The following is a 17674-nucleotide window of genomic DNA, read 5'->3' on the forward strand; positions in this document are numbered from 1 at the left end:
TGAAATTTTAGCAGTTTTAATTATAACTAAGATTAGTGAAATAGAGTTAAGTTATATTGACTTATAGTTTAATATAGGAAATATTGAAATTTCATGTTTTTGACTCATAGGTTTGTGATACCCTAGACTGGTAAAAGTTGCAAAGAATACCTTTTTTTGTTATTATGTATGCCAATTCTACCCAATCGTTTTACATATATGTTGATGTTGATGATACATTGATTCGGAGCTTTGGCAGCAAACGAATTCCAATTCCAAGAATTATCCGCCATGTCCAAGAACTTAAATCACAAGGGGCCATTCTATATTGCTGGAGTTCTGGTGGTGGAGATTATGCGAGAAGAACGGCAGAAGAATTAGGAATAGCAGAAATTTTTACAGCGTTTCTTCCAAAACCACATATGCTTTTAGACGATCAGGACATCAATAACTGGACTCAATTTATTCAAGTTCACCCAAACTCTTGTAATTCAAAAACATTGGAAACTTATCAACAGACTCTTTCCTCTAGAAGTTAACAACGAAACCACGGAATATTCGACTTCACCCTTAATTTAATGAGCCTGAATCAAGACCGAATTCACCAAACCTGGGAACACATCACCCATCAATTAAACCTAGAACCCCTGGCACTGCCGCCTATCCACTGGTTTGAAACTTTAGAATCGACTAATCAAACCTTGTGGCAACTGCTCAGGGAAGGGGCCCCAACTGGTACAGTGGCGATCGCCAGTCGGCAAACGGCTGGGCGAGGACAATGGGGAAGATCGTGGTCTTCTGGTGATGGAGGACTGTATCTGTCTTGGGCGATCGCCCCTAAATTACCTACTGAAAAAGCGCTACTGCTCACCATCAGTAGCGCTTGGGGAATAGCCACCCTCCTGCGTCAATATCATCAACCACCTCACTCAGAAACCCAACTCCCCATCCAAATCAAATGGCCCAATGACTTAATCCTTAATCAAAGAAAAGTGGGCGGCATTCTCACCGAAACTCGCGTACATCAAAACCAGATTCACCAGGCCGTTGTTGGGGTAGGGATAAATTGGGAAAACCCAGTACCTGAGCCGGGAATTAGCCTCAAAGAAGGATTCAAGGAGCGATCGGTTACCAGCGATCTCACCGGTTTAGAAGATCTCTTAGCCCTAATCTTAAGGGGCTTAATCTCCGGATACGAGGCGATCGATCGGAAAAAAGGAGCAGGTCTCATTTCTGCCTACAATCAACTGCTGACCCATGTTGGGCAACCCATCACTATCCAGGGACAAAACGGCAAGATTCAAGGGATTACAGAGACAGGTCAGCTCTGTATTGATCTGAACTCCTCCCAAGTCCTCTTCAACCCGGGCGAAATTCAATTAGGCTATAAGAACTCCTACAGAAGTTAAGAAATATATGATAAAACTTGTCAGAGACCCAATAATGGGATAGAGATCGAGCCACTAATCGTGAAAACACTTAACCGCCAACGAATTCAGATGAGTACGGATAAGACAACACCAACTCCCAATCCCAGCCCAGATCGCCAATATACCCGCACTTTATTTTGCCTCACCTGTCACCGTTCCCTGCTCATGCAAGGACTCGGTTGGTTAGGGGCCTTAGGTTTACTCAGTGCTAGCATGGTTTGGACTCCCAACCGAGGCGCTGCCTACGAACAAGACTCCATTGATCCGGTTGCTTATGATGCGGTTCCTGAAACCGAATGGACAGAACCAGCATATGAACCGGCTTATGAGCCAGTATATGAACCGGCTTATGAGCCGCAATGGACTCCTGAACCAGCCGCCTATGAGCCGCAATGGACTCCTGAACCTGAACCGGCGGCCTATGAGCCAGAATGGACTCCTGAACCGGCGGCCTATGAACCAGAATGGACTCCCGAACCAACCGCCTATGAGCCAGAAACCTTTGATGATGCTTCTGTACCAGTGGTGATTGAAACCCATCAAGAGGCTCCCATTTCCTATTCTGCTTCGGACTTGATGCCAGAAAATACAACGACGGCTCAAGAGAATGCGGCTCACGAGAGTGCCTATATTGATACTTCTAACGATTTTGATACAGGTGCAACGGCTGCTTATGAAGAACCAACGGAAGTGGTGGTTTATGAGAACCCCGCTCCTACTGCTTCGGCACCGGAATATCGGGATTATACGGCTGCTGCTCCGGCTCCTAGTGCCCCTTCTGAACCTATTCCCGCTTGGTCTCCAGAAAATTATCAGCCAGCGCCCTCCTACGGAACGGGCAATGAAGAGTATGCACCAGCTCCAGCTCCAGCTCCAGTAGTTGGGGGAACGACAGCGAGCGGTCGGTCTTATTTTAACACCCAAAAACCCATGGGTCTGCCGGGTAATGGCAATGTGAGTTTATTGTATCCTCTGGCGATTCCCGCTCAAGTTAGCTCCCATTTTGGCTGGAGATTGCATCCGATTTATGGAGATTGGAGATTCCATAGCGGTACAGATATTGCGGCAGCTACGGGAACCCATGTGTTAGCTGCTTTGGCTGGACGGGTGGCGATCGCTAATTTCTTAGGCGGATATGGCTTAACTGTGGTTCTCGAACATAGTAATGGAACCCAAGAAACCCTCTACGCTCACTTGTCTGAAGTATTTGTTGAACCAGGCGAAGAAGTAGAACAAGGTACGGTCATTGGAAGTGTGGGTAGCACAGGAAATTCTACAGGACCCCACCTGCATTTTGAATTGCGAGAACAAACAGAAGAGGGTTGGGTAGCCGTGGACGCTGGTGCCCAGTTGGAATATGCCTTAGCTCGGTTTATCCAATCCTGGGAAACGGCCTCAGCAACTCCTTATACTGGTGGCAATGCCAAGGAACTGCAACAATTACCGGCTCCGGAACTGGCGGTTGAAGAGCTGCCCTATGTGAACATTCGCCCGATGTAGGAGAAGACACAAACTTCTTTCAGAAGTCAGGGAATAGGGAATAGGGAATAGGGAATAGGATGACTCTATTGCCATTTGTTTTCTGCCCACTTATGCAAGAGGTCTAATGATGAAAATTATTCCCTTGTAAGCGCCCCCTATCTCCCTATCCCCCCATCTCCCCGTACCCATGTTCGCTTAAGAAATCCGCAGTAATAGGGTTTTCGGGTTTATCATGTGGCGTTCGCAATAATCCTTCCACATATTTACCTAAAATGTCTCCCTCCAAATTGACTACATCTCCGGGATGTAGATACTGTAAATTAGTATGGTCGAAAGTATGGGGAATCACCGCGACCTTAAACGTATGGGTTGCACCCTGGTCTTGAGCGAGAGTTAAGCTAATCCCATTCACGGCAATACTGCCTTTGGGGACAATATAGCGGGCTAGACTGGGGGTGTTGAGGTGAAAAACCATTTCCCAGGCGATCGCCGTCTGTATAATCGACAGAACTTCCCCCGTACCATCCACATGACCTGTCACAAAGTGACCCCCTAATTTACTCCCCACCTTCAAAGAGGTTTCGAGATTGACAGGGACTTGGCTCATGGCTCGATGGTTCAAGGTAGTGCGATTAAGAGTTTCTGGTGAGACAGCAGCAATAAACCCCTGGGAAAGCAGGGTTTCTACTGTCAGGCATACGCCATCAACTGCGACACTATCACCTATGGCTAAATCCGCCAAAATTAGCCCTCTCCCTTGAGGAGAACAGATAATTTGGACTTGGTAATCATTCAGAGGAGTGAGTGTCCCTAAGGTTTGAATTAATCCGGTAAACACGGGTAACGTTCTAGAAAAGTGAGCTTAAGATGAGAAGGAGACAGATTACAGATTTTATATAAACTTATGGTCTAATTAGGATAATCGATTTTAAGGTAGAGAATACTATATGGGTTTCCTAAATCAGTTTATCCTTTAGGAAACCCCAGACAACACCCGATCTTATCTACGAGCCACGCAGCCCAAGGATAAGCATCCCTTGCCAGAGAGTGATCTAGAGGCTTTACCCGATGATTGAAATGAGAGTTGCTGGAATTGCATTAGATGCGGGCACGCGCAGCCCCATTGTTCTATTAAAGGATACGACGGAGCGCCGTGCCTTGCCCATTTATATTGGTCAAGACCAAGCCAGGGCAATCATTAATGCTTTGGAGAGGCAAAAACCTCCTCGACCCCTGACCCACGATTTGATGGTGAATGTCTTAGAAGTTTGGGAGATGTCCCTAGAGAGAGTAGTGGTTCACGCGCTCCATGATAATACGTTTTATGCCCTGCTGACGATGCGTCAAGGAGATGTTGTCCATGAAATTGATGCTCGGCCCTCTGATGCTATTGCCTTAGCTCTACGAACGGGGACTTCCATTTGGGTGATGGAAGAGGTGATCGCGGATGCCTCAATTCCAGTCGATCAAGAAGCGGATGATGCCGAGCGGGAAGAATTCCGCAATTTTCTATCGGGTTTGCGACCGGAAGATTTTGCCCAACGGGGTAAAGGGCGATCGGTGAATGGAGAGTAGCTGGCGGAGACACGGAGGCGCCAGAACGCAGAGACGCGGAGAGGTGGAGATGGGGAGGATGATCAAAATTCGATTCCCATCATCGTCCACTAAGTTGAGTTCAAACAGTGAGTAGCGTGAAATATCGGCGCTTTGGTAAAACAAATCTGGATTTATCAGTGTTTTCCCTAGGGACAATGCGACCGTTGGGGTCGGAGGAAGGGTTTGGCCAGATTGTTTTACAGGCCCTCTCAAGAGGGATCAATCATATTGAAACGGCTAGGGGATATGGTGCAAGTGAAGTCTATTTGGGCACGATATTGCGTCAGTTAGACCGCGAGTCTGTTTATTTAACCACTAAAGTGCCACCGACTCCCGATCCAAAAATAATGGCAGGGTGGATCGATGAGTCTTTGTCCCGTTTGGGGGTCAAACGAATCGATTGTTTGGCGATCCATGGGATTAATACTGGGGAGCATCTGGAATGGATACAGGGAGATCGCGGGTGTATGCAGGCGGTGCAGGAGGCGATCGCCAACGATAAGGTAAATCATGTGGGATTTTCCACCCATGGTTCCCGAGAGTTAATCCAATCTACCTTAGAAACGGGTTTATTTGAGTTTGTAAATTTACATTATTATTGGTCGTTTCAACGCCATGCTCCCCTGTTGGCGATCGCCAATGAATTAGATATGGGGGTTTTTATTATCTCTCCAGCCGATAAGGGGGGGCGCTTGTATTCTCCACCAGCTCAACTGCAAGCCTTGTGCGAACCGTTTTCACCCCTAGAATTGAGTTATCGGTTTTTATTGGGCGATCCTCGGATTACAACCTTAAGTATAGGGCCCGCTACAGTACAAGAGTTAGGCTCATTCCTAGAAATGGGCGATCGTCCCCTTACAGAAACAGAACAGCAGATTTTATCCCATCTAGAACACCACATGAGCGACACCTTGGGGAAAACCCAATGTCATCAATGCTATCAATGCTTACCCTGTCCCGAAGAAATTAATATCCCGGAAGTCTTACGCCTACGAAATTTAGCTCTTGCCTATGACTTGGTGGAGTATGGAAAATATCGCTATGGCATGTTTGAAAATGCCGGTCATTGGTTTCCCGGAAACAAAGCCTCCCGATGTACCGAATGTGGAGAATGCTTACCCCGATGCCCCACCCAACTCAACATTCCCCAACTCTTGAATGAAACCCATGAGTTACTCAAAGGAAAACAAAGCCGCAGACTTTGGGAAGATTAAGCGCTATATACTGTATAACAACTCCTGAGTTAACCTATTACCCATTACCCAGCACGATAAAACGGTTTTTTAACCACTTTCATCGGATACCGTTTTCCACGAATTTCCACTTCAATTTCTTGCCCAATTTTTGCCCATTGTTTCGGTAGGTATGCCATGGCAATGGGATAACCGAGGGTCGGAGAAAGGGTTCCACTGGCGACTTCAGAGACGACTTCCCCGCCAGCTAAAAGGGGATAGCCATGACGAGCAATATGGCGACCTTCTCCTTTTAGTCCCACTAACCGCTTAGAAACTCCGTTGGCTTGCTGCTCTTCTAATACCGATCGACCGATAAAATCCCCTTTCGTTTTTAAATGGACTAACCATTTCAAACCTGCTTCTAGGGGAGTGGTGGTGAGATCGATATCTTGACCGTAGAGCGCTAAAGCAGCTTCTAAGCGTAGGGTATCCCTAGCTCCTAAACCACAGGGGATAACACCGGTTTGCAGTAGGGTATCCCAGAGTTGAAGAGCCGCGTCTGGATCGAGCATGATTTCTGCTCCGTCTTCACCTGTGTAGCCGGTGTGAGCGAGAAAAGCAGAACTCCCGAGCAGGGAAAGGGTCGTGTGACCGAAGCGAGGAATGGATGATAGATCGGTTGTGGTGAGCGCTTGTAGGGTTTCAATGGCTTTGGGGCCTTGCAGAGCAATGAGGGCTTGGTTGAGGGTTTGGTCGTCGAATTGGATTTTATCTGGATCGAGATGCTGCTGTATCCATTGGCGATCGCCCTCACAAGTGGCAGCATTAACGATAATAGCGACTTTTTCCTCTCCGTTGTCTTCTTGGCTTTGCAGATAGACAATAATATCGTCAATAATGCCTCCTTCTGGATTCAGCAGTACTGTATATTGCGCTTGACCCGGTTTGAGACGAGCAAGATCTGAGGGAACAAGAGTTTGTAGACTGGCGATCACTGAAGGGCCACTGAGGAAGAATTTGCCCATATGGGAGATGTCAAACATTCCGACATGGGTTCTGACCGCTTCATGTTCTTGTTTGATTCCTGAAAATTGTACTGGCATTTCCCAACCGGAAAATTCAGTCATCTTTGCCTTGAGTTTTACGCACGAGTCAAACAGTGGAGTATGAAGTAAAGCCATGATTAACGTCTCAATGATCCTACAGGCACTATACCAAAAGATGCCCCCCTCCTAGAAAAGCATGAGGGCGAAAAAACTTTCGCCCCTACTTGATGAGGGACTAGCACCTTTCCTGTTCTTAAAGGGGAAATCGCTATATCCTTTTGTCACAAATAATGTCCATATCGTAACAATCGACCCTAGTGTTCCTCTTCAGCTAGATAAAGTTATGTTGCGTTAGGTGTGGCGCAAGTATAGGGCTTTTTACTCACCGATCCCCAGAGGAGTTCTGTTTACTGGCGATCGCCAACCCAGATCAAAAAAATAGGTTTAACATTTTCTTAATAATTGTAGACTTTTGTCAAGATTTTCGTCATAAAGCTTAATGGTAGCTGTAAATATAAGTAAGGATTATTTGCAAAACAAGTAGAAGTGAACGTAAAGTGGCCCAAATCTTGATATATTCTTAAACATCTAGCCAATCGGCACAAAACGTATTAAGTGCTAGTTTTTAGGAAGGGATTTCATGTCTTACGCTCAAACTCAAACTCAGTCTAAAGCTGGGTATCAAGCTGGTGTAAAGGATTACAAATTAACCTACTACACACCAGATTACACACCGAAAGATACCGACGTTCTGGCCGCATTCCGGATGACCCCCCAACCGGGCGTTCCTCCCGAAGAAGCAGGCGCTGCGGTAGCTGCGGAATCATCTACTGGAACCTGGACGACTGTATGGACTGACCTATTAACCGATCTCGATCGCTACAAAGGTCGTTGCTACGATATTGAATCAGTTCCTGGAGAAGATAACCAATACATTTGTTATGTAGCTTATCCTCTGGATCTGTTTGAAGAAGGTTCTGTAACCAATATGTTAACCTCCATCGTAGGTAACGTATTCGGTTTCAAAGCCCTACGCGCCCTACGTTTAGAAGATATGCGGATTCCCATCGCTTATCTGAAAACCTTCCAAGGGCCTCCCCACGGTATCACCGTAGAACGGGACAAACTCAACAAATACGGTCGTCCCCTACTCGGCTGTACCATCAAACCCAAACTCGGTTTGTCGGCTAAAAACTACGGTCGTGCAGTATACGAGTGTCTGCGGGGTGGTCTAGACTTCACCAAAGACGACGAAAACATCAACTCTCAGCCCTTTATGCGCTGGAGAGACCGCTTCCTATTCGTTCAAGAAGCGATCGAAAAAGCTCAAGTAGAAACCGGTGAAATCAAAGGTCACTACCTTAACGTAACCGCTCCTACCGTTGAACAAATGATGCAACGGGCCGAATTCGCCAAAGAAATCGGTACCCCCATCATCATGCATGACTACCTCACTGGAGGATTCACCGCCAACACAACCCTGGCTAGATGGTGTCGCGACAACGGCGTACTGCTGCACATCCACCGCGCCATGCACGCCGTTATCGACCGTCAGAAAGCCCACGGAATTCACTTCCGCGTTCTCGCCAAATGCTTACGCATGTCGGGTGGTGACCACCTCCACTCTGGAACCGTTGTGGGTAAACTCGAAGGTGAAAAAGGCATCACCATGGGCTTCGTTGACCTCATGCGCGAAGACCACATCGAACAAGACCGTCAACGCGGAATCTACTTCACCCAAGATTGGGCTTCCATGCCTGGTGTAATGCCCGTTGCTTCCGGAGGTATTCACGTATGGCACATGCCAGCTCTCGTAGAAATCTTCGGTGACGACTCCTGCTTACAGTTCGGTGGTGGAACCTTGGGTCACCCCTGGGGTAATGCTCCTGGTGCAACCGCTAACCGCGTTGCTCTCGAAGCTTGTATCCAAGCTCGTAACGAAGGTCGCAACCTCTTCCGTGAAGGTGGCGACGTAATCCGCGAAGCTTGTAAATGGTCTCCTGAATTGGCCGTTGCTTGCGAACTGTGGAAAGAAATCAAGTTCGAGTTCGAGGCCATGGATACCCTCTAATCTCTGCCCAGAGTTAGAGCATCCGTTAAGAGGAAGAAGAGGCAAGAGTGTTGTCGATCACAATCTTGCCCCAAATCTCCCTCTAAAATCGGGGATTCTTTCATCTTAGCGGCCGAGATCAGGACATGGATATTAAAAACGTTGCCAAAGCTACTAGCCGTGTAATGGCGAGTTATCTCACCTATCAAGCGGTCAAAGTAGTGATGAATCAGTTAAGAGAAACCAATCCCGGTGAAGCGATTTGGCTCAGTGGATTTTCCTCAACCGGAAAAATTCAGGATGGAGAAGCTTATCTTGATGAGCTTTTCCAAGTCAGACCAGAGATGGCTTTCCGGGTGATGACGGTACGAGAACATCTCGCTGAAGAAGTTACTGATTTCTTACCCGAAATGGTTCGCAGTAATATTCAACAAGGCAATATGGAACATCGCCGTCAATATCTCGAACGAGTAACGCAACTTAATATCCCTGATTCTTCTTCTGATACCCAATCACCAACCGATTCAGATTGATGATTGCTAGATCACTTCGAGTCCAAATTCTAGACACAACTGCTTAAAAACCATGCAAACTTTACCCAAAGAGCGCCGTTACGAAACGCTTTCTTACCTGCCTCCCCTGACTGATGCCCAAATCAAAATGCAAATTCAGTACATTTTGGATCAAGGCTATATTGCTGGTGTGGAATTTAGTGAAGATTCCAGCCCCGAAATGCGCTACTGGACGTTGTGGAAACTTCCTCTCTTCCACGCTAAAACCGTTAACGAAGTAATGGCTGAAATTGATGCTTGTCGTGCAGAATATCGCGAAAGCTACGTTCGCGTTATGGGATTTGACAACATCAAACAATGTCAAGTTCTGAGCTTCATTGTTCACAAACCTAATGCTAATCTCCGTCGTTACTAAGTTATAAAGAAGCGATAAATTAGTAAATTAGTCGGATTTGAGGAGGGGTAAGTCACTTGCCCCTCCTTATCTTGCGCTATAATCAGCACATCGACTAAACCATTAACATAGCCACCTCAGAATATGTCTCATGAATGAAACCGCACGTCTCCTCAAAGCCTTATTTAATTCATTCCGGCCCGATGTCCCCTTGGAACACGACGATCCTCGCTATGTCGATTGTAACTCAGTGCGTGGTGATGAAGATATTTTAGTGCAGTTGGGCGGCCCGATCAAAATGGCTGAGAATAATGCTTGCTTACTTTACTCCGGACATCGAGGGGGTGGCAAATCCACAGAGTTAAAACGGTTAAAAAAAGATTTAGAAGACTATGGATTTGTAGTGGTCTATTTTGCTGCTGCAACTGAGGATGAAGGAGATTTAAGCTTTCAAGATACCCAATATCAAGATATCCTCCTCTCTTGTACGCGGCAACTACTGAAAGAGTTAGAAGGTAAAGCAGATCCATCACCAATCGCAAATTGGTTAAAGTCTCGCTGGAAAGAACTCACGGATCTCGCTTTAACTGAAGTTTCATTTGATAATTTCAATGTCAGCATTGCGCTCTCTCAATTTACTCGCATTACAGCAGTAATGCGAACAGAACCCAGTAAACGCAGAAAAATTCGAGAGCTAGTCGAACCCAATACCGAGTCCTTAGTCAAGGCGCTCAATGAATTTATTGACAGTGCTAAAGCGTCTAGTCAGAATACAGAAAAGAAGGTGGTGATTATTGCCGATAACCTCGACCGGATTGTTCCTATTCAAAATGATGACAACGGACAAACCAATCTAGAAGACATTTATGTTAACCGCTCGGAATTAATGCGAGGTTTAAAATGCGATATCATCTACACTGCTCCCATTGCTTTACTCTATTCTAGGGCAGCTAGTGAACTACAAGATATCTACGGAACCCCTCAAGTTCTCCCCATGATTATGGTGGAATCTCAGGATGGTCAAGTTTTAGAAGCTGGAATGAACAAGTTACGAACAGCTCTAGAGAAACGAGCAGCCTGCGCCAGCGATTTAGAATTAGTTCCCCATATTTTTGATTCTGAAGAAACTGTACAATTGTTGTGTGTTAGTTGTGGCGGACATTTGCGGGATTTAATGCATATGGTGCGGGATGCTATCAATCAAAGTACCGAATTACCCATTAAGGAAAAAGCAGTCAAACGAGCCATTGGTCGATATCGACGGGGATATATGGAGACCTTACAAGAGTCAGATTGGCCGTTGCTTTTTAATGTTTATCACGCTAAACGCAAATACCACGAGCCAGAGTATCGCGACTTACTCTATAGGCGTTGCATTTTAGAATATTGTTTTGTTGATGAGTATGAAGCGCCCAATCCTTGGCATACCGTACATCCTTTAATTCGTGGATCTAAACTATTCAAAGAGCGCTGGCAAAAGTATCAGGAGGAAACAAATGAAAGTTGAAGATATTCTCGATTGGGATGAAGATGAATTAGAACCCGAAACGGAAGAAGATATTTTTGCCGAGTTAATCCGTGCCGTTCGTAATAATGAGGGTGCAGGTTGGTTTTTTGTCCAATGCGGACAAGATAAAGAAAGAGAAGTAATTGAGCGATTGCAAAATAGTTTTGGAGTGAATCGGGTTACGATGATGGATTTGGATTCCCAAACCCGAACATTTTACGCCGAAGCAAAAGCTAAATATGACCAAGAAAAATTTACAGTCTTGGTTGTGCGGAGAATTGAGGAAGCTTTATTCACGTATGAGGATGCTAAACGCTCGTTAGGTTGGGATGATGACAAAATTTCTAATTATAGTCTCCAGGATGTCCCCCCCTTATTAAATCATTTAAATCAAGTCCGAGAAAATCTATGGAACAATGTTCCTTGTGCTATTGTCTTTCTCTTGCCTTACTTTGCAGTGCAATATTTTAGGTTTCGCGCACCCGATTTTTATGATTGGCGAGTAGGCTTGTTTGTTTTACCTAAAGACAAGAGCGATAATGCAATGATTGACTGGGTGCTGGAGTCTGAATATAAAGAGTATTGTCAACTCTCTAGTACAGAACGGCTAAAGCGAATTGCAGAGCTAAGGAATACCATCACAGATTCTGAGTTGGAAGCCGAACAAAAAGCTCATTTATTGGTGACGCAAGGATTACTATTTGAAAGTGAGGAAGGTTATGAAAATGCTATTTCTTGTTATAGGAAAGCTACTGAAGTCGATCCGAGCTATGTGAGAGCGTGGAATACTTGGGGCGCGACTTTATGTGATGATTTAGGACGACTAGAAGAGGCTATCTCTAAATTTGATATAGCAATAGAAAAAGATCCGGATTTCCCATCTGCTTGGTACAATCGTGGTGTTGCTTTGGGTAAATTAAAACAGTATAAAGAGTCTCTATTGAGTTATGACAAATCAATAGAACTGGAACCCAATCATTATTATGCCTGGCATAATCGAGGTTCTAATTTAGATAAATTAGAACGGTATAAAGAAGCTGTATCTAGTTATCAAAAAGCGATAGAATTGAAACCAGGAAAGCTTTCCACATTAAATAATATTGGCACAATACTTTGTGATAATTTAGAGAGGTATGAAGAAGCAATTCACTGCTTTGATGAGCTTATAAAAATTGATGAAAAAAATTCTACTGCGTGGTACAACCGTGGTGTCGCTTTGCGTAAATTGGGACGATATGAAGAGGCTATATCTAGTTACAAAAAAACAATAGAAATGAAACCAGACTCCCTGGATGTTTGGAATATAATTGGCGCAATACTTTGCGATAATTTAGGGAGATATGAAGAAGCAATTAAATGCTTTGATAAGATTATAAAAATTGACGAAAATCACTCAAATGCGTGGCACGACCGTGGGGTTGCACTGGGTAAACTAGGAAGATATGAGGAGGCTATATTTAGTTATAAAAAATCAATAAAATTGAACCCAGACTACCTTTATGTTTGGAATACAATTGGCGCAATACTTTGCGATAACTTAGGAAGATATGAAGAAGCAATTCACTGCTCTGATCGAGCCATACAGATTGATAAAAAAAACTCAGATGCTTGGTACAGTCGTGGTGTTGCTTTGGGTAAATTAGGGCAACATGAAGAGGCGATATCTAGTTATGAAAAAACTATAGAGCTGCAACCCGATCATGTTTCAGCTTACAACAATTTGGCATTAAGTTTAAACCAACTTAAACGTTGTAAAGAGGCGATCGCCTGTTACGAAACAATTTTACAACTCCAACCGTACAATATAGGCATCCGAAGTTTACTATTGGGACAACTGTTGATAACAGGACAATGGGTGAAAGCCTTTAAACAATGGTTAAGTAATATTAAGTATTCACAAACCTTATCTAAGCTGGATCGCACTACCCCTGAATGGCAAGAGGTTTACAACTATGCTAAAGCAACAAACAACAAGATATTACTGTGGATATTAGAGCAAGATTCATCAGACGCTCCTCAACCTAACTCCTGATAGAATAGCTTAGGATGTCTCTATAAAAGCGCAATATTTAGTCGATCTAACTTAACTCACAGGCATGTGTTTTATGAGTGAGCCACAGCAAAATATAAATAAAGATCGCAGCTCTCCGTCTGGAAACCGTAAAGTATTGTTAGAACAATTACAGATTGGGGTGAGTGTCATCGTGGCCATTTTTGGTGTGTACACATCGTGGCAAGCGACTATAGCAGCAAGAACCTCCGAAGAAATACAGACAAAACTTAAAGAACAGGCACAAGAAAATCAAAGGGTTCAAAAGTTTGTTGAGCTAATTCAGGCACAGTTGGAAAATTTAGCTGGGGCAGACAATACCAAAGCTAAAATAGCCCTCATTAGTCTTTATAATTTAGCTGAAGATGATGATGAAAAACGAATTTTGTTCACGATTCCCATATCGAGTCAGAATCAGGCATTGACTCAAACCATATCGGGATTAATCCTTGATGATGATTCTGTGACCGACGAATTTAAGGGTTATATTCGCGATAAATTGAGTAGCGTGCAAACCGCCCAAAATCCTGAGATGGAATTCTATAGTACCGCAGAAATAGCCAATCGTCCGGATAAAGAACTTTTGCAAAAGCTTACGGAAGAGCAACTGAATATAGAGGGATGGATCTATTTGGGTAAAATCCGGTCTGGTAGTCAAACGTTGGAGGATGATAATACTAAAACGATTAAGCAAGATACGATTCCTCAAGCGCAGACCAACATTGAAACGATAACTTCGATTAATTTAAGGGAGCGAGGTACGAGGTTGGCAAATATTAAGGGTATTATTCCTCCTAATTCTAGGCTGAAGGTTGAAGAGGTAACAACCATAACGATGGATGAAAATCATGAGACTGTTTGGGCGAAGATCTCACAGGTTTCTGCTAACTGAAATCAACAATTATACACGCACTAAACAAGGGGCTGAGAGCAACTTGCCCCTCAAGAATCAATTAATGCAAACATTTAAGGATTTGATATCACTGATTATTCGGATTTGATATCAGTAATGCAGCAGGCATGTTTCCTGATACAATACTGAAGTTCAGTCGCCTTATCGGATAGATGGCATCAGAATCTGTATGACTTATTATATTGCGCCTCGATTTCTCAATAAAGTTGCCATCCATATCACCAAGAATTTCTTAGATTTACCCCAAGTGCCGGTTCCTCTGATTTTAGGGATTCATGGACGCAAGGGAGAAGGGAAAACGTTTCAATGTGAATTAATTTTTGAGAAGATGGGCGTGGAAGTTATCCATATGTCTGCGGGAGAATTGGAAAGTCCGGATGCGGGAGATCCGTCTCGGTTAATTCGGTTGCGCTATCGGGAAGCGGCTGAATTAATTAAGGTGCGGGGGAAAATGACGGTATTAATGATTAACGATTTGGATGCGGGAGCAGGTCGTTTAGATGAGCGTACCCAATATACGGTGAATACGCAATTGGTACATGGGACATTAATGAATATTGCCGATCGCCCCACGGATGTGCAACTTCCCGGAAGCTACGATCCCACCCCCCTACATCGCGTCCCCATTATTGTCACGGGAAATGACTTTTCCACGCTCTACGCTCCCCTCATTCGGGATGGACGGATGGAAAAATTCTATTGGGAACCCGATCGCCAAGATAAAGGTGGCATTGTTAAAGGTATCTTTGCTCCGGATAATCTTCCCAGTGCAACCATTGAACAGTTGATTGATCGCTTTCCCGAACAGCCGATTGATTTCTTTGCCGTACTGCGATCGCGCCTATATGATGACCAAATTTTACACCTGCTCGAAACCGTCGGCTATGACCAAATTGGCAAACGATTAGTGAATAGTAAAGAAAAACCGCCCGAATTTCCCAGCCAAGCCTGGAGCTTAGAGCAACTGCTGCACATGGCAGAACAATTGCAAGAACAGCAGCACCATATTAACCGGCTGAAGTTATCCCAAACTTATCAACCCAAACCCGAATCTACAACAGCACCCTCTCCCAGAGTGACAGAGGAATTCCCCCCAAATTCTCCCCCCGTTAATCTCCCCTCAGAGATTACCCAACAAGTACAACAAATTCTAGAGGGAGGCTACAGTTTAGGCGTAGAAATCGCTGATTCTCGCAGATTTCGGACAGGATCGTGGCAAAATGCTGGCCCTATATCGGCTCAAAGTCTGCAAGAGGCACTCTTCCAATTGAGCGGTATTTTAGAAGAGCATCCCCATGAATATATCCGGTTAATTGCGATCGATCGCCCGCGCAAACAGCGCATTCTGGAGACCTTGATTCAAAAACCGTAGAGCGATTCTCTCTTCAGGAGGAATACAGCTTAAATCTTTAAGCTCTAAGCAATATAAGCTATTCCCTATTCCCTAGTGGGTAGCACTTATAGAGAGCTAGGCAAGGCTACATAAATATCGACCCAGCAATCCACCTTGAATGGAGCTGTCTACAATCTGAAAGCCAGCTTTCCTAAAGAGTTCCTCAAGAATCCAGTCAAATGTAGAATATTCTTCCTGGAAATGAACAATTGCATCCTCTCTTAAAAAGTCGCCACCAACTGACTCCTGGCGATCTATAAACTGGTTCACATTAGGTTCATAGTTATTCTGTTCAACGATCACGTCCTGAATGAATAATTTACCATCACTTTTGATCAATCCTCGCAGCCTATCCAGAGCAATGAATTTGAAGAAGTCTGGGAGATGGTGAAAGGAAAAAGAAGATGTGATTAGATCGTAATGACTTGGGGGACTGGTATGAGTCAGAAATCCACCTTCTTCAAAGTTGATTGAGACTTCTGCTTCATTAGCCTTTGTCTTAGCGTACTCAAGCATGGTCTTAGAAACATCAATAGCAGTTACGTCCAATCCTTTCTTGGAGGCTTCTATGGAAAAGATACCAGTGCCACAGCCAATATCAAGAAGTTTCATTCCTGGCTTTGCCCCAATTAGCTTGAGTATTTCATGGCTTTCTAGCTTGAGGTCACGAAACTTTGAGTGGCTTTCATCATATAAAGCCACTTCTTCAATAGATTCGTAATCTTTGCCAATTTGTTGGCGCTCGTTCCAGATCCAGTCTTTAAGAGATGTCATCGTATTTACTCCTGGCTATTAGTCATTAAATATACTGACTTGGGCTATTGTGGATAGGGAAAGTTCTAGGGAATAGCCTCGTAGTACATCGTGAGAGAGAATTAAACCCTATTTCCTAATATTCTACAGCTAGATGATGACGCTTGTTCATTAAAAGAGGTGATTTTAGTAACAATCTTCACGCTCTTCATTCAAGGGGTATAGAACCACCCTCATAGCAATAAACCTTGAACCCTATTGCTCGGTTGGCGATCGCTCTTGCCCCTACCCTTTATCCGACTTTCCATTTTTGGTTTTAGAAATTATTCTTAATAGAGTGTTTCGCTTAGTTCTCCCATGAATCCTCAATATTCTAAAAATATTTATCAACAAGTCTCTAGACGAAAACTATTAGGTTTTGGAGCTGCCAGTGGTAGTTTACTGATCGCTTCAGCCCTGCTCAAACCCAGGATTTCCAAAGCATTTCAAGCTATCCGTATTCCTTCTCTACCAGCAGGCTATACTCCACCATCAGAACATCCCTTCGATCCCATGGTCTTATTACGGGAATTTGACTATGGTACCGTCAAATATGAACAAGGTAAAAAGGTGCGGGAGTTTGAAGTCACCGCGAAAAGCTCTCCATTACAGCTCAACAGTGTAATTACTTTTATCAGTTGGAACTTAAACGATAGAGTTCCTGGGCCGACCTTCCGAGCAAAAGAAGGCGAACGGATTCGGATCGTTTTCCATAATGAAGGCGGGCATTCCCACAGTATGCATTTTCACGGTACACACCCTGTAGACATGGATGGGATTGAACCCATCCGCCACGGAAAAACCATGGTATACGAATTTGATGCCGAGCCGTTTGGAGTTCATCCTTATCATTGCCATATTGCCCCCGTAACCCGCCATATTAGTAAAGGACTCTATGGTTTATTAATTGTTGACCCCCCAGAGGGACGAGTTCCAGCCGATGAAATGGTGATGGTGATGGGAGGCTTTGATATCAATAACGATCATCAAAATGAACTCTATGCCTTTAATGGTATCCCTAATTACTATCGAGACCATCCGATTCCCGTTTACCAAAATCAGTTAATCCGTTTGTACTTGCTGAATATGATTGAGTTCGATCCGGCCGTCACCTTCCATATTCATGCCAATATGTTTCAAATTTTTCCCACCGGACGCACCTTAAAATCCTCAGCAGAATCAGATGTGATTACGATGGGAACCGCAGAACGACATATCTTAGAGTTTTCGTATAAGTACCCCGGTCAGTATATGTTTCATCCCCATCAAGATGATATTGCAGAGCGTGGCTGTATGGGTTTTTTTGATGTTTTGCCTGTTTAGGGGGTGGGTTGTCAAACTCGATGGAGGAGATA

The 17674-nt window shown here is 44.3% G+C and carries 16 protein-coding genes; 13 read left to right on the forward strand and 3 right to left on the reverse strand.

Annotated features, from left to right (window positions below):
- Positions 1–164: 164 nt before the first annotated feature.
- Genes J7529_RS08340 through J7529_RS08350 form a run of 3 tightly spaced genes read left to right on the forward strand, consistent with a single transcriptional unit; the run spans position 165 to position 2909 of the window.
- On the forward strand, positions 165–518 hold the full coding sequence (locus J7529_RS08340; RefSeq protein WP_318728605.1) for a DUF705 domain-containing protein: 354 nt from the start codon (positions 165–167) through the stop codon (positions 516–518).
- Positions 519–557: 39 nt separating this feature from the next.
- A complete protein-coding gene (locus J7529_RS08345; RefSeq protein WP_318728606.1) occupies positions 558–1388 on the forward strand; it encodes a biotin--[acetyl-CoA-carboxylase] ligase in 831 nt (276 codons plus the stop codon).
- A gap of 60 nt (positions 1389–1448) precedes the next feature.
- Positions 1449–2909 (forward strand): peptidoglycan DD-metalloendopeptidase family protein, encoded by a 1461-nt coding sequence (locus tag J7529_RS08350; protein WP_318728607.1) that lies wholly within the window; start codon positions 1449–1451, stop codon positions 2907–2909.
- A 145-nt stretch (positions 2910–3054) separates the two neighbouring features.
- Here J7529_RS08350 and J7529_RS08355 read toward each other — a convergent pair whose 3' ends face one another.
- Positions 3055–3729, reverse strand: coding sequence for a riboflavin synthase (locus tag J7529_RS08355; RefSeq protein WP_318728608.1), 675 nt, complete (start codon positions 3727–3729; stop codon positions 3055–3057).
- A 230-nt stretch (positions 3730–3959) separates the two neighbouring features.
- Between J7529_RS08355 and J7529_RS08360 the strand changes: the two genes are divergently transcribed.
- Both J7529_RS08360 and J7529_RS08365 read left to right on the forward strand, forming a co-directional pair.
- Positions 3960–4466, forward strand: a complete 507-nt coding sequence (locus tag J7529_RS08360; RefSeq protein WP_271942256.1) for a bifunctional nuclease family protein — start codon at positions 3960–3962, stop codon at positions 4464–4466.
- A 116-nt stretch (positions 4467–4582) separates the two neighbouring features.
- Complete coding sequence (locus tag J7529_RS08365; RefSeq protein ID WP_413038846.1) at positions 4583–5701, forward strand: aldo/keto reductase; 1119 nt, start codon at positions 4583–4585, stop codon at positions 5699–5701.
- A 44-nt stretch (positions 5702–5745) separates the two neighbouring features.
- Here the strand turns inward: J7529_RS08365 and gcvT are convergent, their stop codons facing one another.
- Entirely contained in the window at positions 5746–6843 is a 1098-nt protein-coding gene (gene gcvT / locus J7529_RS08370; RefSeq protein WP_318728610.1) for a glycine cleavage system aminomethyltransferase GcvT, read from the reverse strand.
- A 505-nt stretch (positions 6844–7348) separates the two neighbouring features.
- Between gcvT and J7529_RS08375 the strand changes: the two genes are divergently transcribed.
- The 7 genes from J7529_RS08375 to J7529_RS08405 all read left to right on the forward strand — a co-directional run bounded on the left by J7529_RS08375 (position 7349) and on the right by J7529_RS08405 (position 15506).
- A complete protein-coding gene (locus tag J7529_RS08375) occupies positions 7349–8779 on the forward strand; it encodes a form I ribulose bisphosphate carboxylase large subunit (RefSeq protein WP_318728611.1) in 1431 nt (476 codons plus the stop codon).
- 125 nt (positions 8780–8904) lie between these two features.
- Positions 8905–9291, forward strand: a complete 387-nt coding sequence (gene rcbX, locus J7529_RS08380) for a RuBisCO chaperone RbcX (RefSeq protein ID WP_318728612.1) — start codon at positions 8905–8907, stop codon at positions 9289–9291.
- Between the two features lie 52 nt (positions 9292–9343).
- The gene (locus tag J7529_RS08385) at positions 9344–9685 is read left to right on the forward strand and encodes a ribulose bisphosphate carboxylase small subunit (protein WP_271942267.1); all 342 of its coding nucleotides are present in this window, start codon (positions 9344–9346) and stop codon (positions 9683–9685) included.
- 130 nt (positions 9686–9815) lie between these two features.
- Complete coding sequence (locus tag J7529_RS08390; protein ID WP_318728613.1) at positions 9816–11171, forward strand: P-loop NTPase fold protein; 1356 nt, start codon at positions 9816–9818, stop codon at positions 11169–11171.
- Entirely contained in the window at positions 11161–13203 is a 2043-nt protein-coding gene (locus tag J7529_RS08395; RefSeq protein ID WP_318728614.1) for a tetratricopeptide repeat protein, read from the forward strand. The genes J7529_RS08390 and J7529_RS08395 overlap by 11 nt, the downstream gene beginning before the upstream one ends.
- Positions 13204–13276: 73 nt before the next feature.
- Positions 13277–14113 (forward strand): hypothetical protein, encoded by an 837-nt coding sequence (locus J7529_RS08400; protein WP_318728615.1) that lies wholly within the window; start codon positions 13277–13279, stop codon positions 14111–14113.
- A gap of 190 nt (positions 14114–14303) precedes the next feature.
- Positions 14304–15506 carry a ribulose bisphosphate carboxylase small subunit gene (locus tag J7529_RS08405; protein ID WP_318728616.1) on the forward strand — a complete coding sequence of 401 codons (1203 nt, stop codon included), beginning with the start codon at positions 14304–14306 and terminating at the stop codon, positions 15504–15506.
- A gap of 96 nt (positions 15507–15602) precedes the next feature.
- Here J7529_RS08405 and J7529_RS08410 read toward each other — a convergent pair whose 3' ends face one another.
- A complete protein-coding gene (locus J7529_RS08410) occupies positions 15603–16301 on the reverse strand; it encodes a class I SAM-dependent methyltransferase (RefSeq protein WP_271942279.1) in 699 nt (232 codons plus the stop codon).
- A gap of 336 nt (positions 16302–16637) precedes the next feature.
- Between J7529_RS08410 and J7529_RS08415 the strand changes: the two genes are divergently transcribed.
- The gene (locus J7529_RS08415) at positions 16638–17642 is read left to right on the forward strand and encodes a multicopper oxidase domain-containing protein (RefSeq protein ID WP_271942282.1); all 1005 of its coding nucleotides are present in this window, start codon (positions 16638–16640) and stop codon (positions 17640–17642) included.
- The last annotated feature ends 32 nt before the right edge of the window (positions 17643–17674 follow it).

Origin of the sequence: Roseofilum sp. Guam (genome assembly GCF_017746735.1) — a bacterium.
Lineage (GTDB): Bacteria > Cyanobacteriota > Cyanobacteriia > Cyanobacteriales > Desertifilaceae > Roseofilum > Roseofilum reptotaenium.

Excerpts from the sequence above, each read along its gene's own strand:
- J7529_RS08340 (WP_318728605.1), top strand. The coding sequence starts at position 165 with ATGTATGCCAATTCTACCCAATCGTTTTACATATATGTTGATGTTGAT.
- J7529_RS08345 (WP_318728606.1), top strand. The coding sequence starts at position 558 with ATGAGCCTGAATCAAGACCGAATTCACCAAACCTGGGAACACATCACC.
- J7529_RS08360 (WP_271942256.1), top strand. The coding sequence starts at position 3,960 with ATGATTGAAATGAGAGTTGCTGGAATTGCATTAGATGCGGGCACGCGC.
- gcvT (WP_318728610.1), bottom strand. The coding sequence starts at position 6,843 with ATGGCTTTACTTCATACTCCACTGTTTGACTCGTGCGTAAAACTCAAG.
- J7529_RS08375 (WP_318728611.1), top strand. The coding sequence starts at position 7,349 with ATGTCTTACGCTCAAACTCAAACTCAGTCTAAAGCTGGGTATCAAGCT.
- rcbX (WP_318728612.1), top strand. The coding sequence starts at position 8,905 with ATGGATATTAAAAACGTTGCCAAAGCTACTAGCCGTGTAATGGCGAGT.
- J7529_RS08385 (WP_271942267.1), top strand. The coding sequence starts at position 9,344 with ATGCAAACTTTACCCAAAGAGCGCCGTTACGAAACGCTTTCTTACCTG.
- J7529_RS08390 (WP_318728613.1), top strand. The coding sequence starts at position 9,816 with ATGAATGAAACCGCACGTCTCCTCAAAGCCTTATTTAATTCATTCCGG.
- J7529_RS08395 (WP_318728614.1), top strand. The coding sequence starts at position 11,161 with ATGAAAGTTGAAGATATTCTCGATTGGGATGAAGATGAATTAGAACCC.
- J7529_RS08400 (WP_318728615.1), top strand. The coding sequence starts at position 13,277 with ATGAGTGAGCCACAGCAAAATATAAATAAAGATCGCAGCTCTCCGTCT.
- J7529_RS08405 (WP_318728616.1), top strand. The coding sequence starts at position 14,304 with ATGACTTATTATATTGCGCCTCGATTTCTCAATAAAGTTGCCATCCAT.
- J7529_RS08410 (WP_271942279.1), bottom strand. The coding sequence starts at position 16,301 with ATGACATCTCTTAAAGACTGGATCTGGAACGAGCGCCAACAAATTGGC.
- J7529_RS08415 (WP_271942282.1), top strand. The coding sequence starts at position 16,638 with ATGAATCCTCAATATTCTAAAAATATTTATCAACAAGTCTCTAGACGA.